Source organism: Roseicyclus sediminis (genome assembly GCF_025515305.1).
In the GTDB taxonomy this organism is placed as follows: domain Bacteria; phylum Pseudomonadota; class Alphaproteobacteria; order Rhodobacterales; family Rhodobacteraceae; genus Roseibacterium; species Roseibacterium sediminis.
This window is the reverse complement of record NZ_JAOPHT010000003.1, coordinates 141657-166896: the sequence shown is the minus strand read 5'-3', so window position 1 is coordinate 166896 and position 25240 is coordinate 141657. Positions and strand designations below refer to the sequence as shown.

Annotated in this window: 28 protein-coding genes; 14 read left to right on the top strand and 14 right to left on the bottom strand. The window is 66.0% G+C overall.

All coding sequences use genetic code 11. The annotated features are described in order from the left end of the window. Nucleotides 1–26: 26 nt before the first annotated feature. Nucleotides 27–896: a polyprenyl synthetase family protein gene (locus N8I71_RS05645; protein WP_262876967.1), complete on the bottom strand. Its 870-nt coding sequence runs from the start codon at nucleotides 894–896 to the stop codon at nucleotides 27–29. A 113-nt stretch (nucleotides 897–1009) separates the two neighbouring features. Here N8I71_RS05645 and crtD point away from each other — a divergent pair, with 113 nt between their 5' ends. Further along, nucleotides 1010–2620: a 1-hydroxycarotenoid 3,4-desaturase CrtD gene (gene crtD, locus N8I71_RS05640; protein WP_262876966.1), complete on the top strand. Its 1611-nt coding sequence runs from the start codon at nucleotides 1010–1012 to the stop codon at nucleotides 2618–2620. Beyond that, nucleotides 2575–3447, top strand: a complete 873-nt coding sequence (gene crtC / locus N8I71_RS05635; protein WP_316249169.1) for a carotenoid 1,2-hydratase — start codon at nucleotides 2575–2577, stop codon at nucleotides 3445–3447. The genes crtD and crtC overlap by 46 nt, the downstream gene beginning before the upstream one ends. Before the next feature lies 1 nt (nucleotide 3448). On the opposite strand, the gene N8I71_RS05630 is transcribed toward crtC, so the two are convergent. The 3 genes from N8I71_RS05630 to nthA are packed head-to-tail and all read right to left on the bottom strand — an operon-like array spanning nucleotide 3449 to nucleotide 4999. Further along, nucleotides 3449–3748 (bottom strand): nitrile hydratase accessory protein, encoded by a 300-nt coding sequence (locus N8I71_RS05630; RefSeq protein ID WP_262876965.1) that lies wholly within the window; start codon nucleotides 3746–3748, stop codon nucleotides 3449–3451. Then, nucleotides 3735–4391 (bottom strand): nitrile hydratase subunit beta, encoded by a 657-nt coding sequence (nthB, locus tag N8I71_RS05625; protein WP_262876964.1) that lies wholly within the window; start codon nucleotides 4389–4391, stop codon nucleotides 3735–3737. Before nthB ends, N8I71_RS05630 begins: the two co-directional genes overlap by 14 nt. After that, nucleotides 4388–4999 carry a nitrile hydratase subunit alpha gene (gene nthA, locus N8I71_RS05620; protein WP_262876963.1) on the bottom strand — a complete coding sequence of 204 codons (612 nt, stop codon included), beginning with the start codon at nucleotides 4997–4999 and terminating at the stop codon, nucleotides 4388–4390. The genes nthB and nthA overlap by 4 nt, the downstream gene beginning before the upstream one ends. Before the next feature lie 117 nt (nucleotides 5000–5116). Between nthA and hslV the strand changes: the two genes are divergently transcribed. Genes hslV through hslU form a run of 3 tightly spaced genes read left to right on the top strand, consistent with a single transcriptional unit; the run spans nucleotide 5117 to nucleotide 8057 of the window. Then, on the top strand, nucleotides 5117–5674 hold the full coding sequence (gene hslV, locus N8I71_RS05615) for an ATP-dependent protease subunit HslV (protein WP_262876962.1): 558 nt from the start codon (nucleotides 5117–5119) through the stop codon (nucleotides 5672–5674). Further along, nucleotides 5671–6750 (top strand): hypothetical protein, encoded by a 1080-nt coding sequence (locus N8I71_RS05610; protein ID WP_262876961.1) that lies wholly within the window; start codon nucleotides 5671–5673, stop codon nucleotides 6748–6750. The genes hslV and N8I71_RS05610 overlap by 4 nt, the downstream gene beginning before the upstream one ends. Next, nucleotides 6747–8057 (top strand): ATP-dependent protease ATPase subunit HslU, encoded by a 1311-nt coding sequence (gene hslU / locus N8I71_RS05605; protein WP_262876960.1) that lies wholly within the window; start codon nucleotides 6747–6749, stop codon nucleotides 8055–8057. The genes N8I71_RS05610 and hslU overlap by 4 nt, the downstream gene beginning before the upstream one ends. On the opposite strand, the gene N8I71_RS05600 is transcribed toward hslU, so the two are convergent. Genes N8I71_RS05600 through N8I71_RS05590 form a run of 3 tightly spaced genes read right to left on the bottom strand, consistent with a single transcriptional unit; the run spans nucleotide 8054 to nucleotide 10364 of the window. After that, nucleotides 8054–8644, bottom strand: coding sequence for a Smr/MutS family protein (locus N8I71_RS05600; RefSeq protein WP_262876959.1), 591 nt, complete (start codon nucleotides 8642–8644; stop codon nucleotides 8054–8056). The two genes, hslU and N8I71_RS05600, sit on opposite strands and share 4 nt — an antisense overlap. Nucleotides 8645–8648: 4 nt before the next feature. Further along, nucleotides 8649–9701 (bottom strand): murein transglycosylase A, encoded by a 1053-nt coding sequence (gene mltA / locus N8I71_RS05595; RefSeq protein ID WP_406676075.1) that lies wholly within the window; start codon nucleotides 9699–9701, stop codon nucleotides 8649–8651. A 3-nt stretch (nucleotides 9702–9704) separates the two neighbouring features. Then, nucleotides 9705–10364 (bottom strand): Tim44/TimA family putative adaptor protein, encoded by a 660-nt coding sequence (locus N8I71_RS05590; RefSeq protein ID WP_262876958.1) that lies wholly within the window; start codon nucleotides 10362–10364, stop codon nucleotides 9705–9707. Between the two features lie 151 nt (nucleotides 10365–10515). Between N8I71_RS05590 and N8I71_RS05585 the strand changes: the two genes are divergently transcribed. Then, a complete protein-coding gene (locus tag N8I71_RS05585; protein WP_262876957.1) occupies nucleotides 10516–11004 on the top strand; it encodes an FxsA family protein in 489 nt (162 codons plus the stop codon). Between the two features lie 54 nt (nucleotides 11005–11058). Next, nucleotides 11059–11577: a protein-export chaperone SecB gene (gene secB / locus N8I71_RS05580; protein WP_262876956.1), complete on the top strand. Its 519-nt coding sequence runs from the start codon at nucleotides 11059–11061 to the stop codon at nucleotides 11575–11577. Here secB and dnaQ read toward each other — a convergent pair. From dnaQ to N8I71_RS05560, 4 genes are read right to left on the bottom strand one after another with little or no spacing between them, the layout of a single operon-like run. Then, entirely contained in the window at nucleotides 11574–12266 is a 693-nt protein-coding gene (gene dnaQ / locus N8I71_RS05575) for a DNA polymerase III subunit epsilon (protein ID WP_262876955.1), read from the bottom strand. The two genes, secB and dnaQ, sit on opposite strands and share 4 nt — an antisense overlap. Further along, the gene (gene coaE, locus N8I71_RS05570; RefSeq protein ID WP_262876954.1) at nucleotides 12259–12864 is read right to left on the bottom strand and encodes a dephospho-CoA kinase; all 606 of its coding nucleotides are present in this window, start codon (nucleotides 12862–12864) and stop codon (nucleotides 12259–12261) included. The genes dnaQ and coaE overlap by 8 nt, the downstream gene beginning before the upstream one ends. Beyond that, nucleotides 12861–13694, bottom strand: a complete 834-nt coding sequence (locus N8I71_RS05565) for a shikimate dehydrogenase (RefSeq protein WP_262876953.1) — start codon at nucleotides 13692–13694, stop codon at nucleotides 12861–12863. Before N8I71_RS05565 ends, coaE begins: the two co-directional genes overlap by 4 nt. Further along, nucleotides 13694–14311, bottom strand: a complete 618-nt coding sequence (locus N8I71_RS05560) for a Maf family protein (protein WP_262876952.1) — start codon at nucleotides 14309–14311, stop codon at nucleotides 13694–13696. The genes N8I71_RS05565 and N8I71_RS05560 overlap by 1 nt, the downstream gene beginning before the upstream one ends. Before the next feature lie 525 nt (nucleotides 14312–14836). Between N8I71_RS05560 and rho the strand changes: the two genes are divergently transcribed. From rho to N8I71_RS05530, 6 genes are read left to right on the top strand one after another with little or no spacing between them, the layout of a single operon-like run. Then, nucleotides 14837–16108 carry a transcription termination factor Rho gene (gene rho / locus N8I71_RS05555; protein ID WP_262876951.1) on the top strand — a complete coding sequence of 424 codons (1272 nt, stop codon included), beginning with the start codon at nucleotides 14837–14839 and terminating at the stop codon, nucleotides 16106–16108. Between the two features lie 19 nt (nucleotides 16109–16127). Next, nucleotides 16128–17408, top strand: a complete 1281-nt coding sequence (mnmE, locus tag N8I71_RS05550; RefSeq protein WP_262876950.1) for a tRNA uridine-5-carboxymethylaminomethyl(34) synthesis GTPase MnmE — start codon at nucleotides 16128–16130, stop codon at nucleotides 17406–17408. Between the two features lie 2 nt (nucleotides 17409–17410). After that, complete coding sequence (gene mnmG / locus N8I71_RS05545) at nucleotides 17411–19285, top strand: tRNA uridine-5-carboxymethylaminomethyl(34) synthesis enzyme MnmG (protein ID WP_262876949.1); 1875 nt, start codon at nucleotides 17411–17413, stop codon at nucleotides 19283–19285. Next, nucleotides 19282–19911, top strand: coding sequence for a 16S rRNA (guanine(527)-N(7))-methyltransferase RsmG (rsmG, locus tag N8I71_RS05540; protein ID WP_262876948.1), 630 nt, complete (start codon nucleotides 19282–19284; stop codon nucleotides 19909–19911). The genes mnmG and rsmG overlap by 4 nt, the downstream gene beginning before the upstream one ends. After that, nucleotides 19901–20695 carry a ParA family protein gene (locus tag N8I71_RS05535; protein WP_262876947.1) on the top strand — a complete coding sequence of 265 codons (795 nt, stop codon included), beginning with the start codon at nucleotides 19901–19903 and terminating at the stop codon, nucleotides 20693–20695. The genes rsmG and N8I71_RS05535 overlap by 11 nt, the downstream gene beginning before the upstream one ends. 44 nt (nucleotides 20696–20739) lie before the next feature. Then, nucleotides 20740–21579: a ParB/RepB/Spo0J family partition protein gene (locus N8I71_RS05530; RefSeq protein WP_406676074.1), complete on the top strand. Its 840-nt coding sequence runs from the start codon at nucleotides 20740–20742 to the stop codon at nucleotides 21577–21579. Here the strand turns inward: N8I71_RS05530 and hemW are convergent, their stop codons facing one another. Genes hemW through rph form a run of 3 tightly spaced genes read right to left on the bottom strand, consistent with a single transcriptional unit; the run spans nucleotide 21580 to nucleotide 24050 of the window. After that, a complete protein-coding gene (gene hemW / locus N8I71_RS05525) occupies nucleotides 21580–22731 on the bottom strand; it encodes a radical SAM family heme chaperone HemW (RefSeq protein WP_262876945.1) in 1152 nt (383 codons plus the stop codon). Beyond that, complete coding sequence (gene rdgB, locus N8I71_RS05520; RefSeq protein ID WP_262876944.1) at nucleotides 22724–23335, bottom strand: RdgB/HAM1 family non-canonical purine NTP pyrophosphatase; 612 nt, start codon at nucleotides 23333–23335, stop codon at nucleotides 22724–22726. Before rdgB ends, hemW begins: the two co-directional genes overlap by 8 nt. Before the next feature lies 1 nt (nucleotide 23336). Beyond that, complete coding sequence (gene rph, locus N8I71_RS05515; RefSeq protein ID WP_262876943.1) at nucleotides 23337–24050, bottom strand: ribonuclease PH; 714 nt, start codon at nucleotides 24048–24050, stop codon at nucleotides 23337–23339. Between the two features lie 117 nt (nucleotides 24051–24167). On the opposite strand from rph, the gene hrcA reads away from it, so the two are divergent. After that, complete coding sequence (gene hrcA / locus N8I71_RS05510; protein WP_262876942.1) at nucleotides 24168–25232, top strand: heat-inducible transcriptional repressor HrcA; 1065 nt, start codon at nucleotides 24168–24170, stop codon at nucleotides 25230–25232. Nucleotides 25233–25240: the final 8 nt, after the last annotated feature.

Here is a 25240-nt window from a genome sequence, read left to right as displayed (position 1 = left end):
CCGCTTTCCTCGCTCACCGCCATGGCTCAGGCCGTCTGGTGCGCGGGAACGACAGGGGTCAGGCGCTCGGCGGTCTTTCGGACCATCTCGCAGAGCGCGGCTTCGCCGGGGCAGGACGGAATCGAGGCGATGGCACCGGAAAGAATATCCTCGAGCCGACGGATCGCGCCTTTCACGCCAAGTTGTGCCACGGCGTTGGGACGTCCGTTGATGGCGTCCTGTTGCGCCGGCTTACCGAGCGCGGCTTCGTCGTAAAGCGCGTCGCGCAGGTCGTCGGCGACCTGGAAGGCCTCGCCGATGCGGGCGCCGAGCTCGGTCCAGGCGTCAGGCTCTTCCCCCGCGGCGGCGGCGCCCATGCGTGTCGCGGCGGTGAAAAGCGCGCCCGTCTTGGCCCGGTGATAGGCGGAAAGGTCGATCTCCGCCTCGCTTTCCCAGCCCTGGCCGGCGCAGATGCCGCCGGGCATTCCGGTGGACTGGCCGAGGATGCGGATGAGCGCGATGGCGCGCTCCGGGTCATGGACCGCGGCGCGGGCAAGCACCTCGAAGGCCGCGACGATCAGCGTGTCGCCCGTCAGCAGCGCCAGCGGCTCGCCATAGGCGCGGTGCACCGTGGGTTTTCCGCGCCGGATGTCGGCGTTGTCGAAACAGGGCATGTCGTCGTGAACGAGGCTCGCGCAATGGATCAGCTCGATCGCGGTGGCCGCCGCATCCGAAAGTGCCGGGCGGTCGTCGCCGCAGGCCATGGCGACCGAAAGACAGATCGTGGGGCGAATCCGTGCGCCGCCGGGCGTCACCGCATACCCGAGCGCGGAGGCGAGTTTCGGCGGGGCCGCTCCGCCCTGCGCCGTCGCGATGGCGGAGGTCAGTGCGGAATCTATTCTGGATTTCAACGGCATGGTTCCCCCGGTCGAAAAAGGAATCTGTCCACCGCAACAGTGGCGTTGTAAATTAGACTGGACATGTCGGGGCGATCTGTCAACTATAACTGACACCTTGAAGGGCGCTTGCCGTGCCAGACCGGACAAAACCCGACACCTCGGGCGCACTGCGCCCCGCGCCTGCGCCTTCGCGGGCCGTCGTGATCGGCGCCGGGATCGGCGGATTGTCGGCCGCGCTGCGCCTCGCCCATGCGGGCCTTGCCGTCGAGGTCGTCGACATGGCCCCCGGCCCGGGCGGCAAGATGCGGACGCGGAACACCGTCGCCGGCCCCGCCGATATCGGCCCCACGGTGATGACGATGGCCCATGTCTTCGAAGATCTGTTCCGCGACGTGGGCGAGCGGCTTTGCGATCACGTGACCCTGCACGAGGACAGGGTTCTTGCCCGGCATTTCTGGCGCGACGGCTCCACCCTCGATCTGCATGCCGACCCCGAGGCCAGCGCGCAGGCCGTGCGCGACTTCGCCGGACCGAAGGGAGAGGCCGAGTTCCGCGCCTTCACCGCGAAGGCCCGCCGACTTTTCGAGGCGTTCGACGCCCCCGTTATGCGGGAGGCGCAGCCGAACCTCGGTGCCCTGACCGCACGGGTGCTGCGGCAGCCCTCCTTGATCCCCGCCATGGCGCCGGGCCTCAGCCTTGCGCGCAGCCTCTCGCTCCAGTTCACCGACCGGCGGCTGAGGCAGCTTTTCGGGCGATACGCCACCTATGTCGGCGGGTCTCCATATCTCAGCCCCGCGATCCTCGGGCTGATCTGGCATTCGGAGGCATCGGGGGTCTGGGCCGTCGAGGGCGGAATGCACACCCTTGCCCGCGCCGTGCACCGTCTGGCCGAGACCCGTGGCGCGCGGTTCCGCTTCGGGGCCGAGGCACGGCGCATCGAGACGCAAGACGGGGTCTGCAGCGCTGTGCATCTGGCCGACGGCACGCGGATCGCCTGCGATATCGTCGTCTTCAACGGCGATCCCAAGGCGCTGCGCGAAGGGCGGCTCGGCCCCGCGCCACAAGCCGCCGTTCCAGCACGAGGGGTGGAGCCCCGCAGCCTCTCGGCTTTCGTCTGGGGTTTCGCCGCCGAACCCAGGGGCGTGACGCTCGCCCATCACAACGTGTTCTTCTGCGACGATCCCCGCATCGAGTTCGGGGATATCGCGAAGGGTTCCATGCCGCGCGACGCGACGCTGTATGTCTGCGCGCAGGATCGCGGCGGGCCGACCCCGCCGGACGGCCCCGAACGCTTCGAGATCATCATGAACGGCCCACCGGGCCATGCCGCCACGGACGAGGACAGACGGACATGCCGGACACGCACCTTCGAGACCTTGGAGAAGATGGGGCTGGGTTTTTCACCGGTGCCGGATCTCACGCATCTGGCGACACCCGCGGATTTCGGCAGGGACTTTCCGGCGTCGGACGGTTCCCTCTACGGGCGGAGCCCGCATGGAATGATGGCGACCTTCCATCGGCCGACGGCGCGCACGACACTGGGCGGCCTCTACCTCTGCGGGGGCGGGACCCATCCGGGGGCGGGCATTCCCATGGCCTGCCTCTCCGGCAAGCACGCGGCCGAGGCGATCGTGAGCGACCTTGCTTCGACATCGACGTCCCCCCGGACGGCTACGCCTGGTGGTATGTCGACGGCATCTCGGACGATGGCGAGCGCGCCATCTCGATCATCGGTTTCATAGGCTCGGTCTTCTCGCCCTGGTACCGCTGGAGCGGACGCAGGAACCCCGCGAACCATTGCTGCCTGAACGTCGTCACCTACGGGCGCGGCGGGCGCTGGACCATGACGGACCGGGGGCAGGAGGCGCTGGGGCTTTCACGGGACAGGCTGCAGATCGGCCCTTCGGCGATGGTCTGGGACGGCGACCGCCTGGTGATCGAGATCGAGGAGATTTCGACGCCCCACGCCCAGCGCCTGACAGGCACGGTGACGGTGATCCCGGCCGCGCTGACCGAGGTGGAACTGCCGCTGACCGATGACGGCGGCCATGTCTGGCGGCCCTTCGCGCCCAAGGCGGACATCGTGGTGGAACTGAACCGCCCCGGCTGGACCTGGCGCGGCCACGGTTATTTCGACGCGAATTTCGGCATCCGCGCCCTGGAGGCGGATTTCGACTACTGGACCTGGGGTCGCTTTCCGCTCCGGGACGGGGCCGCCTGTTTCTACGACGCGACGCGACGCGACGGCACCGAGCTTTCGGTCGCGGTCGGTTTCGCAGAGGATGGCAGCATCCGGCCCATCGAGCAGCCGCCCAAGGCCCGGCTGAAACGCCCCGGCTGGATGGTTCGTCGCGAGACGCGGGCCGACGCAGGATACAGCCCCCGTCAGGTCAAGGCGATGCTGGACGCGCCGTTCTACAACCGCTCCGCCGTGATGACGAAGATCAACGGGGAAGAGACGGTCGGCGTCCACGAGGCGCTGGACCTCAACCGTTTCCGCGGCCCGTGGCTGATGCCGATGCTCGCCGTCCGGGTGCCGCGACGCCGGGGCTGGCCGGGGTGGCTCTGAGCTAGTCCGCCGCCGACAGGATGATCGGTTTGCCGTGCGGGGTCGCGCGCGCGGCGTCCTGCCAGCGCGCCGTCAGGGCCAGGACCTCGACGGCATCGGCTATGCCCTTCGCCTCGAGCAAGGCCACCAGCGCCTCGGACCAGATTTCCCAGTAATGATCCGCGCCCGCGCCCTGCACACGCGGGCCGAAGACCTCGGCCCATTCGGGCCACGAGAACCGCCCGGCCTCGTTCAACGCGACGGTCAGCGCGAAGAGCTGGGCCTGCCAAGGCTCCTCGAAGGGGGCTTCAGGCTTGTTCAAGGTAGGGCTCCCATGCGTCGATGCTGACGGAAAGGGTCGGGTCCGCGTCCTCGCCGAACAGCTCCACCGCATCGAACCGGACGGTATAGAGAGGGCATGGCCGCTCGCCTTCGAAATGCGCGTTCGTGTCGGGGTAGACATGGCTTCCGTGCAGCAGCGTGACCACGCCGACATGGCCGCGGGCGTAGCCGGGCAGGCGCGTGTGACCCTTCGGCTGGTGGTTGCGGGTGCGGACGCGGTCGCCCACGCGGAACCGGGGCGCGGGGCCGGGGCGCGCGGTCGGGCCGCCCTTCGCCAGAACGGCCGCAACTGCGTCCGGCTTCAGGCACCTGTCGACCCGCTGGCCCGGCGCCTGTGCCTGCCCCGCACGCAGCTCGTCCGCCGAGACCTCCCCTGCCCGCTCGAGCAGGATTTCCAGCGCGCGCAGCCAGATCTCGTAGTAGCTGGCGTTGTAGTAGATCGCAGGCGACAGGCTTTCGCGGGCGTGGCGCGAGGCGTCGATGTTCCAGTAGCCCAGCGCGCCCGCGGCCAGCGTGACGCCAAGCACCCTCTTTTCCCACTCGGCGTGGAATCGGACGCTCTCATCCTCGGGGATCACCGCACCGAAGCCGTGGCGGCCACCGATATCCTGCGGGCCGTTCACGCAGGCGCCCGCAGAAGATCGCAGCCGATCATGCTGTCCCGCGTCACCAGGTCCGCAAGCGCACCCGCGTCGAGGGCGTCGGTGCCCGGCGGCCGTTCGGGGATGACCAGATAGCGGATCTCGGCCGTGGAATCCCAGACATGGATGCGCGTCGTCTCGGGCAGCGTCACGCCGAATTCGGACAGGACGGCGCGGGGTTCGCGGACGGCCCGCGCGCGGTAATCGGGCGACTTGTACCAGGCCGGCGGCAGGCCCAGCACCGGCCACGGGTAGCAGGAGCAGAGCGTGCAGACGACGAGGTTGTGTTCGCCGGCCGAGTTGAACACGGCGACCATGTGCTCGCCCTGCCGCCCGACGAACCCCATCGAGGAAATGGCGGCCGTGGCGTCCTTCCTCAGCCAGTCCGCGAAGTCGGGATCGGTCCATGCGCGCGCCACGACGGCGGCGCCGTTCCGGGGGCCGACATCGTGCTCGTAGGTGTCGATGATCGCGTCGACGGCGGCGGGGTCCACCAGGCCCTTTCCGACGAGGATCGTTTCCAGCGCACGGACGCGCGCTGTCATCTCGTCCAACTCGTTGTCATGGTCGTGGTCGTGGTGGTCGTGCATCGTCAGGTCCCGCTTTTCCCCACTATCGGCCCAATGCCGCGTCTTTCCAAGCCGCGTCCCGCCAAACTTGCGGGAAAGGCCGGAGGCATCCATATAGGCCCGAACGACGGAGGCCCCATGGCAGACAACGATTTCCCCGGCTGGCACGGAACCACGATCATCGGCGTCAGGAAAGGCGGCGAGGTCGTCGTCGCGGGCGACGGGCAGGTGAGCCTCGGCCAGACCGTGATCAAGGGCACCGCCCGAAAGGTGCGCCGCCTTTCCCCGGGCGGGCATGACATCGTGGCGGGCTTCGCCGGATCCACCGCCGACGCCTTCGCCCTGCTTGAGCGGCTGGAGAAGAAGCTGGAGGCGACGCCGGGCCAGCTTCAGCGCGGCTGCGTCGAGCTTGCGAAGGACTGGCGGACCGACAAGTACCTGCAGAAGCTCGAAGCCATGCTGATCGTGACCGACGGGCAGGAGCTGTATGTCATCACCGGCGCCGGCGACGTTCTGGAACCCGAACACGGGATCGCCGCCATCGGCTCGGGCGGCAACTACGCGCTGGCCGCGGCGCGGGCGATGATCGACGGGCCTGAGGATGCCGAGACCATCGCGCGCAAGGCCATGGGCATCGCGGCGGACATCTGCGTCTACACCAACGGCAACCTGACGGTGGAGCGGATCGGCGGATGACGGGGATCACCCGCGACGACGTGCGCGCGGCGGTCGCCTCGGGCACCTTGAGCGAGGCACAGGCGGCCTCGCTCATCGTGTTGTCGGAGAAGCGCGCGGGGGTCCGTGCGCACCTGTCCGGACTCGATGAACCCTTCGAATTGTTCAAGGGGTTCAACGAGATCTTCATCGTCGTCGGCCTGACGATCCTCTATCTCGGCTATGCCGGGATCACCGGGATCACGGTGTTCGGCACGACCAGCGGCTATATCCTTGGAATGCTCTACGCGGTGATCGGCATGGGCGCCGTCGTCGCGCTGGCCCGTTACTTCACCCTGACGCGCCGCATGGTCGCGCCGTCCATCGCGCTGTCGATGGGGTTTGGCCTCCTGGCGTTTCAGTTCGGCCTTTCGGTTTCCGCCGCCCTCGACCTGAACACGCCCCAGTCGATGACGGCCGGCGCGGGCATGTCCGCCGCGCTCCTGTGCGTGTTCTATGCCATGTTCCGCGTTCCGTTCACCGTTGCGCTCATTGCCGTCTCGGTTTTCCTCACGGCTTTTGGCCTCGCCACGCTGGGCGGCACGTTTCCCGACGACATTCGCGACGTCTTCCTCCTCAGTGCGGGGGGACCCTTCGCCATCGTGACCATCGTGCTGGGATCCGTCTGCCTTGTCGTCGCGATGGCCTTCGACATGTCGGACCCGCATCGCGTGACCCGCCGGGCCGCTTCGGGCTTCTGGCTGCACGTCATCGCGGCGCCGGCGATCGTGAACACGATCGCGCTGACGCTTTTCGAGGCGAACACGATACCGGCGCTGACCCTTCTGGCGGCCTTCATCGCGTTGATGGCGGTCGTCGCGGTGGTGATCGACCGCAGGTCCTTCCTCGTCTCGGGCGTCGGTTACGTGGTGGCGCTGGCCGTCACCGTCGCGGAGGGGCAGGCCTTCTTCATCATCCTGATGCTCGGTGCGGGCCTTGTCCTGCTCGGCGCCCAGTGGGAGGCGCTGCGCCGCGTCGTCATGCGCCGCCTGCCCGCTTTTCCGGGCAAGGACCGTCTGCCGCCCTATGACCTTCTGACAAGGGAAACTTCAGCTTGACCGACCTCACCCCCCGCGAAATCGTCTCGGAGCTCGACCGCTTCATCATCGGGCAGAAGGACGCCAAGCGCGCCGTGGCCGTGGCGCTCAGGAACCGTTGGCGGCGCAAGCAGCTGGGCGACGACCTGCGCGAGGAGGTCTATCCGAAGAACATCCTGATGATCGGGCCGACCGGCGTGGGCAAGACCGAGATCAGCCGCCGCCTGGCGAAGCTTGCCAAGGCCCCTTTCATCAAGGTGGAGGCGACGAAATACACCGAGGTCGGCTATGTCGGCCGCGACGTCGAGCAGATCATCCGTGACCTCGTGGACGCGGCGCAGGTCATGGTCCGCGAGAACCTGCGTGAGGAGGTGAAGGCCAAGGCCCATTCCGCAGCCGAGGAGCGGGTGATCGAGGCGCTGGCGGGCGAAGGCGCGCGCGAACAGACGCGCGAGATGTTCCGCAAGAAGCTGCGCTCGGGCGAGCTCGACGACACGATCATCGAGCTGGAGGTGGCGGACAACTCCAACCCGATGCAGGGGTTCGAGATCCCCGGACAGCCCCCGGGGATGGGCGGCGGCATGATGAATCTCGGCGACATCTTCGGGAAGGCCTTCGGCCAGCGGAAGGTGAAGCGCCGGATGAGCGTCGCGGCCAGCTATGAGGTTCTGCTGCAGGAAGAAGCCGACAACCTTCTCGACCCCGAGATGGTCACGAAGGAGGCCGTGCGCGCGGTCGAGCAGAACGGCATCGTCTTCATCGACGAGATCGACAAGGTCGCGACCCGGCAGGACGTGCGCGGCGGCGACGTGAGCCGCGAGGGCGTGCAGCGCGATCTTCTTCCGCTGATCGAGGGAACGACGGTTTCGACGAAGCACGGGCCGGTCAAGACCGACCATATCCTGTTCATCGCGTCGGGCGCCTTCCATATCGCCAAGCCCTCGGACCTGCTGCCCGAACTTCAGGGTCGCCTGCCGATCCGCGTGAACCTCCGCGCGCTGACGGAAGAGGACTTCGTGCGCATCCTGACCGAGACGGACAACGCGCTGACCCTGCAATACACCGCGCTCATGGCGACCGAGGAGGTGACCGTCAGCTTCACGCAGGACGGGATCGCCGCGCTGGCCAAGATCGCGGCGGACGTGAACCAGTCGGTGGAGAATATCGGCGCGCGGCGGCTCTATACCGTGATGGAGCGCGTGTTCGAGGAACTCAGCTTCACCGCGCCCGACCGCACGGGCGAAACGGTCACGGTGGATGCGGATTTCGTGGAAAAGAACCTCGGTGAACTAACGAGGAGCGCGGACCTCAGCCGCTATGTACTTTAGCGCCGCCGCCTGAGGTAGACGTAGAACGCCCCCTCGCCGCCATGGCGCTGATGCGCCTCGGTGATGTCGAGCACCATCGCGCCGAGGGGAGGTGCCGTCAGCCAGTGGGGCACCTGCCGCCGCAACACGCCGCGCCGGACGGGAACGGGGCCATCGTCTTCGAAGCCGCCCCGCCCCTTCCCGGTGATGACGAGGACTAGCCGCAGACCCCTGTCCCAGGCACCCGAGACGAAACCGATCAGCGCCGGATGCGCATCCGAAAGTGTCATGCCGTGCAGGTCGATCCGCGCCTCGGGCTTCAGTTTGCCACGGACCATCTTGCGGTGCGTGTTGGCCTGCATCCGGGGCGGAGCGTGGTGGGGGCGCTCCGGCTGATTGCGCTGAACCGGCATCGCCGTCTCGCCGAGACGGAAGGGCTTCATCGGCGGAAGATCTTGTGACTCGGGTGTTTTCTCGGGCGGTGCCTTCGTGACCGAAGGCTTCGCCGGCTTGACCGCGCGATGCGGCTCGAGCGGGCGGGCGGTGCGTTTCACCCGGTCCCAGAGGTCGCGGTCCTCGGGGCTGAGACCTTTCTTGCGGCGTCCCATCCGCTCAGGCGTCCGGAACGGCCTGGTGCGCGCGCTCGATCGGCAGAAGAACGACCATTCGGCCCGGATCGCGGACCGTCCCCGCGGCCTCGCCCGCCGCATCGCCGAAGCCGAAGAAGATGTCGGCGCGCTGTGCCCCACGGATCGCGCCGCCGGTATCCTGCGCGATCATCAGGCGGTGCATCGGTGCGTCGCCGGCCTTCTCGATCCAGACCGGCGCGCCCAGCGGCGTGTAGGTCGGGTCGACGGCTATGGTCCGCAGCGGCGTGATGGACCGGTTCATCGCCCCAAGCGGTCCTGTTTCGGGGTCCGCGATATCGACTTCGCGAAAGAAGATGTACGAAGGATTGTGGTGCAGCAACTGCCGCCCCGCCATGGGGTTCCGGCGCACCCAGCTTGCGATGACCTGTGCCGAGACCTGGTGCGGGGCGTAGATGCCCCGGCGCACCATCTCCTGCCCGACAGACCGGTACGCGTGCCCGTTCCGTCCGCCATAGCCCACGCGGATCACGCTTCCGTCGGTCAGGCGTATGCGACCCGATCCCTGGATCTGGAGGAAGAACAACTCCACTGCGTCATCGACCCAGGCGATTTCGAGGCCTCGACCCTCCAGAACGCCTGTCGTCTCGATCTCGGCGCGACTGAGCCATTGCTGCCCTTCGCCAAGTTCGGGAGGGACACGGTAGACGGGATATCGGAACCGCGACGTCCTGGTGCGGGATCCGTCGAGTTCGGGCTCGAAATAACCCGTGAACAGCGCGGTCTGGTCGCCGCCGATCAGGACCGGACGAAAGAACAGCTCGAAGAAGGTGCGTGCGTCGGGCGCGGTCGCCGCGATCGCGCAGAGCCCCTGCCAGTCCGTCTCGTCAAGGTCGCCGCAGGTGTTGCGGAAAACGGACAGGGCCGCGGCGTGGTCGTCCGCGTCCCATCCGTCCAGATCGGCGAAATCGAGGAGTTGTGCGGAGGTCTCGGCCACGGCCTCAGTCAGGACAGGAGGCATGAAGGTCAGCGACAGCGACGCGAGCGCCGCGATGGCGAAGCTGCGCGCGCCCCGCATCGGTCATCCGTCGGTCGCCACCAGCACCCAGTTGGGATCGTCGCTACCCATGGTGCGGGCGAAGGTCCAGACGTCCCGCTGGCGCTTGATCTCGCTGGCGTCGCCCTCGACGATCTGTCCCTCCGCATTGCGGACGACGGACGTCAGTTCAGCGACGAATCGCACGGTGACCTCGGCCTCGTTCGTGGCGCGGTCGAAGGTCGCGTTCTGCAGGGCAAGTTCACGGATACCGACGAATTCCGCGTCGATGGACAGACCCTGCGCCTCGCGGTCGCGGATCACGCCTTCGAAGGTCTCCATGACATCATCGGCTAGGAACGTGCGCAGCGTGTCGACGTCACCACGCTCGAACGCCATCAGGATCATCTCGTATGCGCCGCGCGCACCTTGCAGGAACTCACGCACGTTGAAGCCGCGCTCGGCCATCTTCATGGCGGCAAGCGCCTTGGCAGCCTCGCTGTCGTTCTCGACATGGTCGGTGATGTCGTCATCCGGCCCGCCTTCGATCACCTCGAAGTCGCGGCGCGCGTCGGCGCGCGAGGGAACCGGCCGCACGGTCGGTTTCTCGAAGCCTTCGCGCGTGCCCAGCACGCTGCGCAGGCGAAGGATCAGGAAGATCGCAATGCCTGCGAGGACAAGGAGCGACAGAAGGGATGAATTCATGCGCGGAACCTCGGGCGGGGAGGGAAGGACTTACATCGTCGGTTGTACGGGACATATGTAGGCGAGGGGACCCATCAAGTCCATGACCCCACGAACGCGACAAGAGGCGGCAGGGGCGCCCATCGTCGCGCAACACCGGAGCATCCGACCCATGTGGCTATTCCTAGCGTTCCTTCTCGTTCCGCTGATCGAGATCGCCCTCTTCATCCAGGTCGGCGGATTGATCGGTCTCTGGCCGACCCTGGCAATCGTCGTGGCAACGGCGGTGGCCGGCACGTTCCTTGTCCGCTCGCAGGGAAGCCAGACGCTGATGCGGCTCAGGCGGAGTTTCGAGGAACTGAACGACCCGACCGACCCCCTCGCACACGGCGCGATGATCCTGTTTTCGGGCGCCCTGCTTCTGACGCCCGGCTTTTTCACCGACGCCGTGGGCTTTGCGCTTCTGGTGCCGCCGGTGCGGGCCTTCCTGCTGCGGCGGCTGAAGGAACGGATCAACGTTCAGACGGTGACGAGCGGCAGCCCGCACTGGCGCGGGCCCGGGCCACAGACCGCGCGGGGCGACATCATCGAAGGCGAATACGAGGCCGAGACAGAGGAAACGCCGCCCCGGGACGGGCCTTCGGGCTGGACACGCCATTGAGGCCTTGAGCCGGGGCTGCTAGAGGAACCGCCGATGCACAACACGGAGAGAGAGATGTCCGATACCAACGGTGGCACCCAACCCGAAGCGGCGGGCGCTCAGCAGGGCACGCAGCCCGAGTTGCCGCGGATGCAGGTCCTGGGCCAGTTCATCCGCGACATGTCCTTCGAGAACGTGGCCGCGCAGAAGGCGATGCAGGCCAACGTTCAGCCCGACATCCAGGTCCAGGTCGCCCTCGACGCCCGCAAGCGCGAGGCCGAGGGGCAGTACGACATCATCATGAAGCTGAAGATCGAGAGCAAGACGAAGGGCGATGCGCCCGAGACGGTCTTCCTGCTCGAGCTGGAATACGGCGGTGTCTTCCGGGTGGAAAACGTTCCGGAACAGCAGCTTCACCCCTATCTTCTGATCGAGTGCCCTCGGATGCTGTTCCCCTGGGTGCGCCGGATCGTGGCCGACGTGACGCGGGACGGGGGCTTCCCGCCGCTCAATCTCGACCAGATCGATTTCCTCGCGCTCTACCGGCAGCAACTGGCCCAGCGCGTTGCGGCCAAGCCTGTCGCCGACGCCTAGTCGTAGCGCGTCCAGACGGCTTCGGCCCCAAGCTCTTCGACGAAGGCGGCGTGTGCCGCCTTCTCCGCTTCGGTAATGCGTGTCGGAAGGCGCTCGGGCCGGGGACGTGGGCGCCAGGCAGGTTCCGTGGACCCCGAAACGTTCCGGTGGTCGGCCACGCCCAACTGGAAATCGGGCTGCTTGCCGCCGATCAACTCCAGATAAACGTCAGCCAGGATCTCGGAGTCGAGCAGGGCGCCGTGCTTCTGGCGCATCGTATTGTCGATGCCGAAGCGCCGGCACAGCGCATCGAGGGACGCGGGCGATCCAGGGAAGCGACGCCGCGCGATGGCCAGCGTGTCGATGGCCCGGTCGGAGGGCAAGGTGGGCCGACCGGCCCATTCAAGCTCCGCGTTCAGGAAACGCATGTCGAAGCTTGCGTTGTGAATCACAAGCTTGGAATCCTCCAGGAATTCGATGAACTCGCCCACGATGGCAGAGAACAGCGGCTTGTCGGCGAGGAACGCATCGCTCAACCCGTGAACGTCGAAAGCCTCCTGCGGCATCGGGCGCTCGGGGTTCAGATACTGGTGATAGGTGCGCCCCGTCGGCACCTGATGCCAGAGTTCGACGGCCCCGATCTCGACGATCCGGTGGCCATCGAACGGGTCGAGGCCGGTGGTCTCGGTGTCCAGTACGATCTCACGCATCGCGCATCCTCTCTGCCCGGAGCCTTTCGACCAGTTCTTTCACGGCCGCGCGGGCGGTATCAAGGTCATCGGTAGGAATCACGAAATCGGCGCGCGCGCGTTTCTCCGCATCAGGCACCTGGCGCGACAGGAGACGCTCGAACGTCGCCTCGTCCATTCCCGGTCTTTCGAGAACACGGCGGCGCTGCGTGTCTGCATCCGTCGAGACGACCGCGACGCGATCCATGGCGGCCGCGCCCCCGGTTTCGAACAGGAGCGGGATGTCGAGCACGACGATCTCCGCGTCCCCGTTGGCCTCGAGAAAGGCGGCCCGGTCGGCGGCGACCAGCGGATGAACGATGGTCTCGATCCGCTTGAGAAGGCCTGGATCCTCGGCGATCGCCACGCGCAGGGCGGCCCGGTCCACTGCGCCGTCTTTCGTCACTACACCGCCGGTCAGGGTCGAAATCGGGCCGCCGGCAGGACCGCCGGCACCATAGATCCGATGCACCGCCTCGTCGGCGTCCCAAACGGGAATACCCAGATCCGCGAACATCGAAGCGGTGGTCGACTTTCCCATTCCGATGGAGCCGGTAAGGCCGAGAACCAGCGGTTTCACGACAGGACCGCCGCGCGCAATTCGTCATCGACCATGGGCGTATAGCTGAACCACCGCTCGAAACCGGGCACCGCCTGGTGGAGCAGCATCCCCAGCCCGTCCACCGTCTGGCATCCCTGCGCCTCCGCCTGTTCGAGGATCGTGGTGCGCAGAGGCGTATAGACGATGTCGGTCACGATGGTCGCCGGCGTCGCGCCCGAGAGATCCACGGAGAGCGGTGGCTGGCCCCGCATGCCGAGGGAGGTGGTGTTCACGATCAGGTTCGCCTCGCGCACGAGATCGGGGATCATCGTCCAGTCCTGCGGCGAGACCCGGGCGCCGAACTGCTCTTTCAGGCCATCGGCGCGGGAACGGGTGCGGTTGGCGACGTAGACGACCGGCGCGCCGTCGTTCAGCAGGGCCCAGACGATGGCCTTGGCGGCGCCGCCCGAGCCCAGGATGAGGGCAGGGCCCATCTTTGCCGTCCATCCGGGGATCGCCTGCCGGATATTGGCGAGAAACCCGCTGCCATCTGTATTGTCGGCCTGCATGCGACCTTGTGCCGTGAAGGTCAGCGTATTCGCCGCCCCGATAAGGGCGGCACGGTCCGTGACCGTATCGGCCAGCGACAGCACGTGTTCCTTGTGCGGGATGGTGACGTTCACACCGACAAAACCCATCATCGGCAGGACGCGCAGAACCTCGGCCAGGTCCGATTGCGCCACACGCATGGGGATGTAGTGCCCGCGCAATCCGTAGCGACGAAGCCAATGTCCGTGAAGCTTCGGGGACAGGCTGTGAGATACGGGATCGCCGATCACGCCGGCCAGCGGAATTTCCTTGGTCGCCATCAGTCGAGCCAGCCTCGCAATCTCAGGAAGGAACAGACCTCCAATAATGGAAGGCCGAGAACGGAAAACCAGTCCCCTTCGATGCGGGAGAACAGGCGCGCGCCGTATCCCTCGGCATGATAGGCGCCGACGGACCCCGATACATCCGGCCAGACCCTGTCGAGATAGGCCTCGATCTGCGCTTCGGACAAGGGATGCATCGTCAGCCGGACCTGACCGATCGCCCGCCAGATCGGCGCACCCTCATGGTAGATGACGGCCGAAGACAGAAGCATGTGGGTCTGGCCCTGAAGCAGGAGGAGCTGCGCCGCCGCGTCCTCACGGCTGGCGGGCTTGCCATGGACGCGGCCCTTGAGCGCAAGGACCTGGTCGGAGCCCAGCACCAGCGCATCGGGCCGCTTCTCCTGGCCCTTGCGCGCCTTGAACTCACCCAGCGCATCCGCGACGTCGCGCGGCGTCGCGCCCTCGGCCTCCATCGAGGCGCGGATCGCCTCCTCGTCGATTCGCACGGGCAGCGTTTCAAACGGAATCCCGGCGTTTTCGAGCATCTGCCGCCGCGTGACGGAGGCCGAGGCGAGGACAAGTGCGGGCACAAGATCACCTTTGTTCTGGGTCATCCTGTTGATAGGCGGCGGGCGCGGCTGTGAAAAGGCGTGTGGCATTCGTGCGGCTGGATTGGTGGCCACCGACTTTCGCGGGTTGTCCCGATTCAGCGATGAACTTGTCCCCGGGGAGTGTCAGGTCGCCTTGTACCTGGGGGAAAGCGGGTTTCACTCCTTTCCCCAATGTTCCTCCACAGGTTAACCCCACGATATTCTCGGTTAAAACTTTGTTTCAATTACATAAAAAAGGGATGTCGGGTTTATTCGCCGATGAGCCTGGAACCCACCCAACACTTGGGCAATCCTGTGAAAAAGGCGACCTGAACCCGGATTTCCCGGTTCTCAACGGTCCTACAAGACTCAAAAACCTTAAAGAAAACTCTTCCTTAAGGATGAACCGCCTGTGCACTGGGCCGGTTTCTTGACTTTTTGCAGAGAGGGCCTTAGCTGACCCCATGCCTGCCGTCCGGTGGAGCAGCCCAGCGAACATTACTGATGCACGTGACCCGAACAGGGGTCCGCCTGCCAATGGTGAATTCCATGACCGAAGAAACCCTGCGCCTCGCCGATCTCAAGGCCCAGTCGCCGAAAGACCTGCTGGCAATGGCCGAGGATCTCGAGATCGAGAACGCCTCGACCATGCGCAAGGGCGAGATGATGTTCGAGATCCTGCGCGAACGCGCGGACGAAGGCTGGGAAATCTCGGGCGATGGCGTGCTCGAGGTGCTCCAGGACGGTTTTGGGTTCCTGCGCAGCCCCGAGGCCAACTATCTGCCGGGTCCGGATGACATCTATGTCTCCCCGGAGATGATCCGCCAGCACTCGCTGCGGACAGGGGATACGGTTGAAGGGGTCATCGTCGCCCCGCGCGAAACGGAGCGCTACTTCGCGCTGACGAAGGTCTCGAAGATCAACTTCGAGGATCCCAACCGCGCAAAGCACAAGGTCGCCTTCGACAACCTCACCCCGCTCTATCCCGATGAGCGGCTGAAGATGGAAATCGAGGATCCGACGATCAAGGATCGTTCCGCGCGGATCATCGACCTCGTCGCGCCCATCGGCAAAGGGCAGCGTGCCTTGATCGTGGCGCCGCCCAGGACCGGCAAGACGGTTCTTCTTCAGAACATCGCCCATTCGATCGAGACCAATCACCCCGAGTGCTACCTGATCGTTCTCCTGATCGACGAACGGCCCGAGGAAGTCACGGACATGCAGCGTTCGGTGAAGGGAGAGGTCATTTCCTCCACCTTCGACGAACCTGCGACGCGGCACGTCGCCGTCTCGGAAATGGTGATCGAAAAGGCCAAGCGCCTTGTGGAACACAAGCGCGACGTCGTGATCCTGCTCGACTCGATCACGCGTCTTGGCCGTGCCTTCAACACCGTGGTGCCCAGCTCGGGCAAGGTTCTGACGGGCGGTGTGGACGCCAACGCGCTGCAGCGGCCGAAGCGCTTCTTCGGGGCTGCCCGAAACATCGAAGAAGGCGGATCGCTGACCATCATCGCCACGGCGCTGATCGACACCGGCAGCCGGATGGACGAGGTCATCTTCGAGGAATTCAAGGGCACGGGTAACTCCGAGCTCGTGCTGGACCGCAAGGTTGCGGACAAGCGCGTCTTCCCGGCGATGGACATCCTCAAGTCCGGCACCCGGAAGGAGGAGCTGCTTGTCGACAAGGGCGATCTGCAGAAGACCTTCGTTCTGCGCCGCATCCTGAACCCGATGGGCACGACGGATGCGATCGAGTTCCTGATCTCCAAGCTCAAGCAGACAAAGACGAATTCCGAGTTCTTCGACTCGATGAACACCTGACAGCCGGACGGGGCGGGGGATGGACACGATCTTTGCCCTGGCGACGGTCAGGGGTCGGTCCGGCGTCGCCATCGTCAGGATTTCCGGCCCGGAGGCCTTTGCCGTGGCCGAAGCCCTTTCCGGTTCCTTGCCGGATGTGGGCCGTCCCGGCCTGCGCACGATCCGGGACCGGGATGCCGGGATCATTGACGAAGCGCTCGTCCTGACGTTCCGGGCCCCGCGCAGCTTCACCGGCGAGGATATCGTCGAGCTCCACTTGCATGGCAGCCCCGCTGTGATTTCCGCGGTTGAGCGTTTGCTCGGCGAAACCGGCAAGGCACGGCCGGCCGAAGCCGGGGAATTCACCCGGCGCGCCCTGATGAACGACAAGCTCGACCTCGCTCAGGTGGAGGGGCTTGGCGATCTCCTGTCGGCAGAGACGGAAGCGCAGCGAAAGCAGGCCATGCGCCTGCTGCAGGGTCAGCTCGGCGCGAGGGCAACGGAATGGCGCGGACGTCTCCTGCGCGCCGCGGCCCTGATCGAGGCAACGATCGACTTCGCGGATGAGGAAGTGCCCGTCGATGTGTCGCCCGAAGTGGCGTCACTCCTGGTGGAAGTGGCGGATAGCCTGTCCCGAGAGATCGAAGGCAGCCGCGTGGCGGAGCGTGTCCGTGACGGGTTCGAGGTTGCGCTGCTTGGCGCACCGAACGCCGGAAAATCCACTCTTCTCAACTACATAGCGGGTCGGGATGTGGCGATCACGTCGGAGATTGCCGGTACGACGCGGGACATCCTCGAGGTGCGGCTCGACCTGCATGGAATCCCCGTCACGATGCTTGATACTGCGGGTCTCAGGGTGTCGCAGGACGCGATCGAGCGGATCGGTGTTGAACGGACGCGGACGCGTGCCGCCGATGCCGACCTCCGCATTTTCCTTCTCTCCGCTGGTGAGAGCCCGCCGGAGGAACTGCTCCAGGAAGGTGACATCGTCATTTCGGGCAAATCGGATCTTACGGGCGACGGGGTGTCGGGCAAGACGGGGGCGGGTGTCGACACGCTTCTGCACCGGGTCCATGATGTACTTTCAGATCGCATGCAGGGTATCGTGACTGCCACGCATCAACGGCACCGCGCTGCGATGATCGAGGCGACGCGGTCCCTGTCGGTCGCCACGGACTTGCTGGAGCAGATGTCCGAGACGCCGGAACTTGCCGCGGAACATGTGCGCGATGCGATGCGCGCGCTTGACTCGTTGACGGGTCGCATCGATGTAGAGGCCATCCTCGGAGAGATCTTCGCGTCCTTCTGCATCGGGAAGTAGGAGTGTTTCACGTGAAACATGACCAGTTCGACGTCGTCGTCATCGGTGGCGGCCATGCCGGCGTGGAGGCCGCTGCTGCCGCTGCCCGCGCGGGCGCTGTTACCGCGCTCGTGTCATTGTCCTGGGACGGGATTGGCGTCATGTCCTGCAACCCGGCTATCGGAGGCCTCGGGAAGGGCCACCTTGTCCGAGAGATCGATGCGCTGGGCGGGGTGATGGGTTTTGCGGCCGACCGTTCCGGGATCCAGTTCCGCCTTTTGAACCGGCGAAAGGGGCCGGCAGTGCGCGGTCCCCGCACGCAGTCGGACCGCAAGCTCTACAAGGCCGCGATCCACGAGGCCGTCCGCGGGCAGCAAGGTCTCACCGTCATCGAGGGTGAAGTCGCCGATCTGTTGACCGACGGAGGGCAGATCACGGGTGTGGCGTTAGCCGATGGGTCCACCATTCCGGCGCGGGCCGTCGTGTTGACGACGGGGACCTTTCTGCGCGGTGTCATTCATATCGGCGATGTGTCCCGTCCCGGCGGGCGCATGGGAGACAAGCCTTCGATACGTCTGGCAGAGCGGCTGGAGGATCTGGGCCTGCCGATGGGGCGCCTGAAAACAGGCACGCCTCCGCGCCTTGATCGTGGAAGCATCGATTGGGACGGTCTCGAGATGCAGCCGGCCGATGACGAGCCGGCGATGTTCTCGTTTCTCTCGAGCGGCCCCCATGTGCGCCAGATCGCCTGCGGGATCGTTCACACCAACGAGGAAACGCACGACATCATCGCCCGCAACCTGTCACGGTCCGCGATGTATGGCGGCCATATCCAGGGGGTCGGGCCCAGGTATTGCCCGTCGATCGAGGACAAGGTCGTCCGGTTTGCCGACAAATCTTCGCACCAGGTCTTTCTCGAACCCGAAGGCCTCGATAGCGAGGTCGTCTATCCCAACGGGATTTCGACGTCGCTGCCCGCCGAGGTGCAGGAGGCTTATGTCCGTTCCATCAAGGGGCTGGAACGGGCGGAGATCCTGCAACCGGGCTATGCCATCGAATACGACTACGTCGACCCGCGGAGCCTCGACGACACCCTGCAACTCAAGGCGTTGCCGGGCCTTTTCCTCGCCGGCCAGATCAACGGCACGACCGGCTACGAGGAGGCGGCCGCCCAGGGTCTGGTTGCGGGCCTGAACGCGGCGCGTCAGGTCATGGGGCTGGACCAGGCGCGTTTTGCGCGGGACGAAGCCTATATCGGCGTGCTCGTGGACGACCTTGTGACCAGGGGCGTGTCGGAACCCTACAGAATGTTCACCTCGCGCGCGGAGTATCGACTGTCGCTGCGCTCTGACAACGCCGACCAACGGCTGATGCCGAAGGCTCGCGCCTGGGGTATCCTCGATGATGCCCGCGCCTCCGGCTTTGATCGCAGGATGGAATTGCTGGAACAGGGGCGTGTCGCACTGGCCGGGCTTTCCCTCACGCCGACGGAGGCGCGAAAGCATGGGTTGCCGGTAAACCACGACGGTCAGCGGCGCGATGGCATGATGCTCCTGGCATTTCCGGATATCGGCATTGCAGATCTTGCGCCGCTCGCACCCGGACTGGGAGATCTGCCTGAGCCCATCCTTGAGCAGCTGGAGATCGAGGCGCTCTATGCGACCTATGTGGAACGTCAGTCCCGCGATGCCGAGGCCATGCGCCGCGATGAGGGGCAGGAGATCCCGAGCGGCCTGGACTATGACACGTTAACGGGTCTTTCGACGGAGCTGCGCGGGAAGCTGTCGCGAATCCGTCCTCGAACTCTGGGGCAGGCCGGTCGCATCGACGGGATGACGCCGGCAGCGCTGGCGTTGATCCTGACGCGGATCAAGCAGGACAGGCGGCGTTCCGCGTGACGGAGGCGGAAGCGCGAGCGCGTATCGGCGCCGATGTTTCACGTGAAACACTGGAGCGGCTGGACCTCTACCATGCGCTCCTTCTGAAGTGGCAGAAAACGGTGAACCTGGTCGCGCGCACCACGGTCTCGGAGGCCTGGAGCCGCCACTTTCTCGATTCCGTTCAGGTGTTCGCCGCAGCACCCGTGCACAGCGGTCCCTGGCTGGACATCGGAAGCGGCGGAGGTTTCCCCGGCCTTGTCTGCGCCATCGTCGCGCATGAGAAGGCGCCCGATCTGACCTTCTCGCTGGTCGATAGCGACGTCAGAAAATGCAGCTTCCTCAGGGAGGTGGCGCGCCAGACCGGTGTTTCCGTCACTGTTACGACGGCCCGTGTGGAGGTCTTGCCGCCCCAGAATGCCGCCATCATCTCCGCCCGTGCGCTTGCCCCTTTGCCGCAGCTGCTGGACTGGGCCGCGCCGCATCTGGGTCCAGGGGGCACCTGCCTGTTCCAAAAGGGCGCGAACCACGGCGAGGAGCTTGAATCCGCCGCCGCCCACTGGCAGATGGAGGTGGAGATCCTGCCGTCCGTGACGGCCCGCGACTCCGTCATTCTCCGCATCCGGAACCTCGCCCATGCCGCATAGCAGCCCCCGAATCCTCGCCGTGACGAACCAGAAGGGGGGCGTTGGCAAGACGACGACCGCCATCAACCTCGGCGCGGCGCTGGCTCGGATGAAGAAGCGCGTCCTGATCGTGGATCTCGATCCGCAGGGTAACGCGTCCACGGGCCTCGGGATCGTTCCGTCGGATCGGATGTTCACGACCTACGACCTGCTCGTGGACGAAGTTCCGCTGCGCAAGGTGGTGCTTCCGACGCAGGTCGACGGCCTGTTCATCGCCCCCGCCACCACGGACCTGAGCTCCACCGACGTCGATCTCGTCAACCATGGCAATCGCACCGGACTGCTGCGCGCCGCGCTTCGCGGAACGGGCGAAAGCCCTTACGACATCATCCTGATCGACTGTCCGCCGTCGCTCAGCCTGCTGACGGTCAACGCGCTTGTCGCGGCCGACTCGGCGCTTGTGCCCTTGCAGACCGAGTTCTTCGCGCTGGAAGGCCTGTCGCAACTCCTGCTGACGGTGCGGGAGGTCCGCGATTCCGCGAACCCCGACCTGCGGATCGAGGGCGTCGTCCTGACCATGTACGATCAGCGCAACAACCTGTGCCGCCAGGTGGAGGAGGATGCGCGCGAGACCCTGGGTGATCTCGTCTACCAGACGCGCATTCCGCGAAACGTCCGCGTGAGCGAGGCGCCGTCCTATGCGCTTCCGGTGATCGACTACGACCCCGGTTCCAAGGGGAGCGAGGCCTACCTCGACCTCGCGCAGGAATTCCTTGAACGCAACAAGGTGAAGGAGCGGGTGTAATGGCGCAGAATCGCAAGGGACTGGGCCGGGGTCTCTCGGCGCTGATGGCCGACATGCAGCCTGCGGAGGCGCCTGTACGCGAGGCCGCTCCCCAGCGCGGTGAACGCATGGTTCCGGTGGAGCGCATCGTCCCCAATCCGAACCAGCCGCGCCGCACCTTCGCCGAAGACGCCCTGGATGAGCTCGCGGCGTCGATTCGCGAAAAGGGCGTGATCCAGCCCCTCATCGTGCGGCCCGATCCAGGCGGGTCCGAGACATTGCAGATCGTCGCCGGGGAACGCCGCTGGCGCGCGGCACAGCGGGCGCAGGTGCACGAGGTGCCCGTGATCGTGCGGAACTTCGACGATACAGAGGTTCTCGAAGTCGCGATCATCGAGAACATTCAGCGCGCCGACCTGAACCCGGTGGAAGAAGCGCAGGGTTATCGCCAGCTCATGGACCGCTTCGGCCATACGCAGGAGCAGCTGGCAACCGCCATGGGCAAGAGCCGGAGCCACATCGCCAACCTCATGCGGCTTCTCGGCCTGCCCGAGGATGTGCTGGAAATGCTGCGCGATGGCCGCCTGTCCGCCGGACATGCGCGGGCTCTGATCACGACGGATGATCCCTCGGGTCTGGCGCGTCAGGCAGTGGCACGCGGTCTCTCGGTGCGGGAGGTCGAGAAGCTCGCAAAATCGGGCGGCGGCGGCCGGAAGGGCGGCGGCACGAAGACGGGTGGCGAGAAGGATGCGGACACCCGTGCCCTTGAGGGCGATCTGTCGGCGGCGCTGGGGATGTCGGTTTCAATCGAACATGACCAGTCGCACGGAAACGGCAAATTGATAATAAAATACAAGGACTTGGGTGCTCTTGACGACCTGATCCGGCTGCTGAACCGCGCCTGATCAGGCCAGAAGCTCCCGCAGGATCGCGTTGAGGACGGGCCGTCCCGCGCGCGTGGTTCTGAGATACGTCCCGTCCCGCTCGACAAGGCCGAGGTCCTCGAGGCCCTTAATCCCGGCAAGCGGAAACTCGTCGCCGAGCAGCGTGGCGAGAGGCGAAAGATCGACGCCTTCCGCGAGGCGCAGACCCATCATCAGGTATTCCTCGCCACGTTCTCTCGGGCTCATCGCCGTCCGTTCGGTCTCGCCCGTTCCGTCCGTTTCCACCCGTGTCAGCCAACCCGCCGGCGACAGGGCCGTCGCCGTGGCCCAGCGCGTGCCGTCCAGCGTCAGCCGCCCATGCGCGCCCGGGCCGATGCCGCCCCAGTCGCCGCTCTGCCAGTAGATCAGGTTGTGCCGCGATTGCGCCCCGTCGTGGGCGTGGTTCGAGACTTCGTAGGCAGGCAGCCCGGCGGCACCGCACAGGTCCTGCGTGATCTCGTACATGTCGGCGCCGGCGTCCTCGTCCGGCAGGCCGCGCAACAGGCCCCGGTCGAAACGGTCGCCAAAGGCCGTGCCGGGTTCGATCGTCAGCTGGTACAGCGACAGGTGATCTGCGGCCATGGACAGCGCTTGGGCCAGTTCGCGGCGCCAGTCCTCGGGCGTCTGGTCCTGGCGGGCGTAGATCAGGTCGAAACTGACACGCGGAAACGTCTCGCGCGCCAGGTCGAAGGCGGCTCGGGCCTCCGTCGCCGAATGAAGGCGGCCAAGGCGTTTCAGGTCGGTGTCGTTCAACGCCTGAACCCCCACCGACACGCGGTTCACCCCGGCTTCGCGAAAGCCGCGGAAGCGTCCCGCCTCGGTGGAGGTCGGGTTCGCCTCGAGCGTGATCTCCACGTCGTTGGCCCAGGGCCACGCCGCGCGCGCAGCGTCCAGCACCGCGGCGACTGTATCGGGCGACATCAGCGAGGGCGTGCCTCCACCGAAGAAGATGCTGCGCAGCGTCCGAGGACCTGTTTCGGAAGAAAGTCTATCTATTTCAGACAGATAGGCACGAAGCCAGCGATCATGGTCGATGCTGGCCGCGACGTGGCTGTTGAAGTCGCAGTAGGGACATTTCGCCTGGCAGAAGGGCCAGTGGATGTAGAGACCGAAGTCCCCCGGCGTCTCAGCCATCGCCAAAGATCTTCACCAGCTTGGCGAAGGCGTCGGCGCGATGACTGATGCGGTTCTTCTCCCAGCGATCCATCTCGCCGAAGGTCAGACCCGAGCCGTCGGGCTGGAAGATCGGGTCGTAGCCATGCCCCTGGTCGCCGCGCATCGGCCAGACGATGCGGCCGTCCATCATGCCGGGGAAGACCTCGTCATGCCCGTCCGGCCAGGCGAGGACCAGCGTGCAGCAGAACCGCGCGGTCCGCGGCTCGGGCGCGTTCAAGGCTTCGAGTTCATCATGCGCGCGCTGCATCGCCATCACGAAGTCCCGGCCGGTCGGCGTCTCGGCCCAGTCGGCGGTGTAGACGCCTGGCGCGCCACCAAGCGCATCGATCTCAAGCCCGGAATCGTCGGCGAGCGCGGGCAGGCCCGTGGCCTTTGCGGCGGCATGTGCCTTGATCCGCGCGTTTTCGACGAAGGTGGTGCCGGTTTCCTCCGGCTCGGGCAGGCCATGCTCCTTCGCGGAGGTCACGGAGATGCCGAAAGGCTCCAGCAGGTGCGCGATTTCCTCCAGCTTGCCCTGGTTGTGCGTCGCGACCAGAAGGGTATCGCCGGTGAAACGCCGCATGTCAGGCGACGGCCTTCGCCTGCGCGGCGACCAGGGCGTCTACCCCCTGAAGGGCGAGCGCATACATCTCGTCGAACTGCTCCCGGCTGAAGGCGGCGCCCTCGGCGCTGGCCTGAACCTCGATCAGCGCGCCCTTGCCCGTCATGACGAAATTGCTGTCCGTGCCCGCCTCGCTGTCTTCGGCATAGTCGAGGTCGAGGACGGGTTGACCGGCATAGATCCCGCAGGACACGGCCGCGACATGGTCGAGGATCGGGTCCGAGGAAATATCGCCTGCCTTCAGAAGCTTGTTGACCGCCAGCCGAAGTGCGACCCAACCTCCGGTGATCGCGGCACAGCGCGTGCCGCCATCGGCCTGGATCACGTCGCAGTCGACGGTGATCTGCCGCTCGCCCAGTGCCGAGCGATCTATGCCCGCGCGCAGCGACCGGCCGATCAGGCGCTGGATCTCCTGCGTCCGGCCCGATTGCTTGCCCGACGCCGCCTCGCGCCGCATCCGCGTGTGGGTCGCGCGGGGCAGCATCCCGTATTCCGCCGTCACCCAGCCGAGCCCGGTGTTCTTCAGAAACGGCGGCACCCTTTCCTCCAGGCTCGCCGTGCACAGCACCCGCGTGTCGCCGCAGCTTATGATGCAGGAACCCTCGGCGTGTTTCGTGGCGCCGGTCTCGATGGAAATCTCGCGGATTTCGTCTAGGTTTCGGCCGGAAGGACGCATAAAACTCTCCTGGTTGTCCGGGGGAGGCCCCGGGGCACGCATAGTCCGCATGGGCTTGGACCCGCAAGCCCGAAAGGCCTTGCAAGCCCGCGCGCAGCGCACACATGTTCATCGGAGATGACAGAACAGGGCCGCATACTGGATGAGCTGAACGACCGGTCCCGGGAAGTGTTCCGGCGGGTGGTCGAAGGCTATCTCGAGACCGGGTCTCCCGTGGGGTCGCGGACCCTGACTCGCACCCTGTCGGAAAGCGTCTCGGCGGCGACGGTCCGCAACGTGATGCAGGACCTCGAATTCCTCGGTCTCCTCGGAAGTCCTCATGTCTCGGCGGGACGGGTGCCGACGCAACTCGGTCTGCGCCTGTTCGTCGACGGTTTCCTCGAGATGGGCGACCTCGCCGAGGAAGACCGGCACGCCCTCGACGACACCCTCGATTCGAACTCCGCCGATATCCAGGGCGTGCTCGATCGCGTCGGCGCCGCGCTGTCGGCGGCGACGCGGGGCGCAAGCCTGGTCCTTGCCCCCAAGCACGAGGCTCCGATCCAGCACATCGACTTCGTCTCGCTTTCGCCGCAACAGGCGCTTGTCGTGCTGGTCTTCGCCGATGGCCACGTTGAGAACCGCCTGTTCGTCCCGCCCGAAGGCACGACGCCCAGCGCGATGCGGGAGGCCGCGAATTTCCTCAACGCCCGGCTTGCGGGGCAGACGGTGTCCTCGCTTCGCGGGGTCATGGCGAAAGAGATCGAGACCCGCCGCCGCGAGATCGACCAACTGGCCAGCTCGCTCATCGATAGCGGGCTTGCCGTCTGGGACAATGCCGGTCAGCCGACGGAGCGGCTCATCGTGCGCGGACGCTCGAACCTTCTGGGAACGGGCGCGGACGAGGGAGAGATCGACCGCATCAGGCAGCTCTTTGACGACCTCGAGCGCAAGCGCGACATCGCCGAATTCCTCGAACTGACCGAGGCCGGCGACGGCGTGCGCATTTTCATAGGCTCGGAGAACAAGTTGTTCTCACTTTCGGGTTCCAGTCTCGTGGTCTCTCCATATATGAACGCTGACCGGAAGATCGTGGGCGCAGTGGGCGTGATCGGACCCACGCGGCTGAACTACGGTCGCATCGTTCCGATCGTGGACTACACGGCACAGTTGGTCGGGCGCATGATCTCCGACCGATCGTAAGAGGGTAA

Excerpts from the sequence above, each read along its gene's own strand:
- hemW (WP_262876945.1), bottom strand. The coding sequence starts at position 22,731 with ATGGCTGAGACGCCGGGGGACTTCGGTCTCTACATCCACTGGCCCTTC.
- rph (WP_262876943.1), bottom strand. The coding sequence starts at position 24,050 with ATGCGTCCTTCCGGCCGAAACCTAGACGAAATCCGCGAGATTTCCATC.
- N8I71_RS05600 (WP_262876959.1), bottom strand. The coding sequence starts at position 8,644 with ATGGGACGCCGCAAGAAAGGTCTCAGCCCCGAGGACCGCGACCTCTGG.
- N8I71_RS05535 (WP_262876947.1), top strand. The coding sequence starts at position 19,901 with ATGCCGCATAGCAGCCCCCGAATCCTCGCCGTGACGAACCAGAAGGGG.
- secB (WP_262876956.1), top strand. The coding sequence starts at position 11,059 with ATGTCCGATACCAACGGTGGCACCCAACCCGAAGCGGCGGGCGCTCAG.
- rho (WP_262876951.1), top strand. The coding sequence starts at position 14,837 with ATGACCGAAGAAACCCTGCGCCTCGCCGATCTCAAGGCCCAGTCGCCG.
- N8I71_RS05610 (WP_262876961.1), top strand. The coding sequence starts at position 5,671 with ATGACGGGGATCACCCGCGACGACGTGCGCGCGGCGGTCGCCTCGGGC.
- mnmE (WP_262876950.1), top strand. The coding sequence starts at position 16,128 with ATGGACACGATCTTTGCCCTGGCGACGGTCAGGGGTCGGTCCGGCGTC.
- hslV (WP_262876962.1), top strand. The coding sequence starts at position 5,117 with ATGGCAGACAACGATTTCCCCGGCTGGCACGGAACCACGATCATCGGC.
- mltA (WP_406676075.1), bottom strand. The coding sequence starts at position 9,701 with ATGCGGGGCGCGCGCAGCTTCGCCATCGCGGCGCTCGCGTCGCTGTCG.
- dnaQ (WP_262876955.1), bottom strand. The coding sequence starts at position 12,266 with ATGCGTGAGATCGTACTGGACACCGAGACCACCGGCCTCGACCCGTTC.
- N8I71_RS05645 (WP_262876967.1), bottom strand. The coding sequence starts at position 896 with ATGCCGTTGAAATCCAGAATAGATTCCGCACTGACCTCCGCCATCGCG.
- hrcA (WP_262876942.1), top strand. The coding sequence starts at position 24,168 with ATGACAGAACAGGGCCGCATACTGGATGAGCTGAACGACCGGTCCCGG.
- N8I71_RS05530 (WP_406676074.1), top strand. The coding sequence starts at position 20,740 with ATGGCCGACATGCAGCCTGCGGAGGCGCCTGTACGCGAGGCCGCTCCC.
- N8I71_RS05565 (WP_262876953.1), bottom strand. The coding sequence starts at position 13,694 with ATGGCGACCAAGGAAATTCCGCTGGCCGGCGTGATCGGCGATCCCGTA.
- rdgB (WP_262876944.1), bottom strand. The coding sequence starts at position 23,335 with ATGCGGCGTTTCACCGGCGATACCCTTCTGGTCGCGACGCACAACCAG.
- N8I71_RS05560 (WP_262876952.1), bottom strand. The coding sequence starts at position 14,311 with ATGACCCAGAACAAAGGTGATCTTGTGCCCGCACTTGTCCTCGCCTCG.
- N8I71_RS05590 (WP_262876958.1), bottom strand. The coding sequence starts at position 10,364 with ATGAATTCATCCCTTCTGTCGCTCCTTGTCCTCGCAGGCATTGCGATC.
- N8I71_RS05585 (WP_262876957.1), top strand. The coding sequence starts at position 10,516 with ATGTGGCTATTCCTAGCGTTCCTTCTCGTTCCGCTGATCGAGATCGCC.
- nthA (WP_262876963.1), bottom strand. The coding sequence starts at position 4,999 with ATGCACGACCACCACGACCACGACCATGACAACGAGTTGGACGAGATG.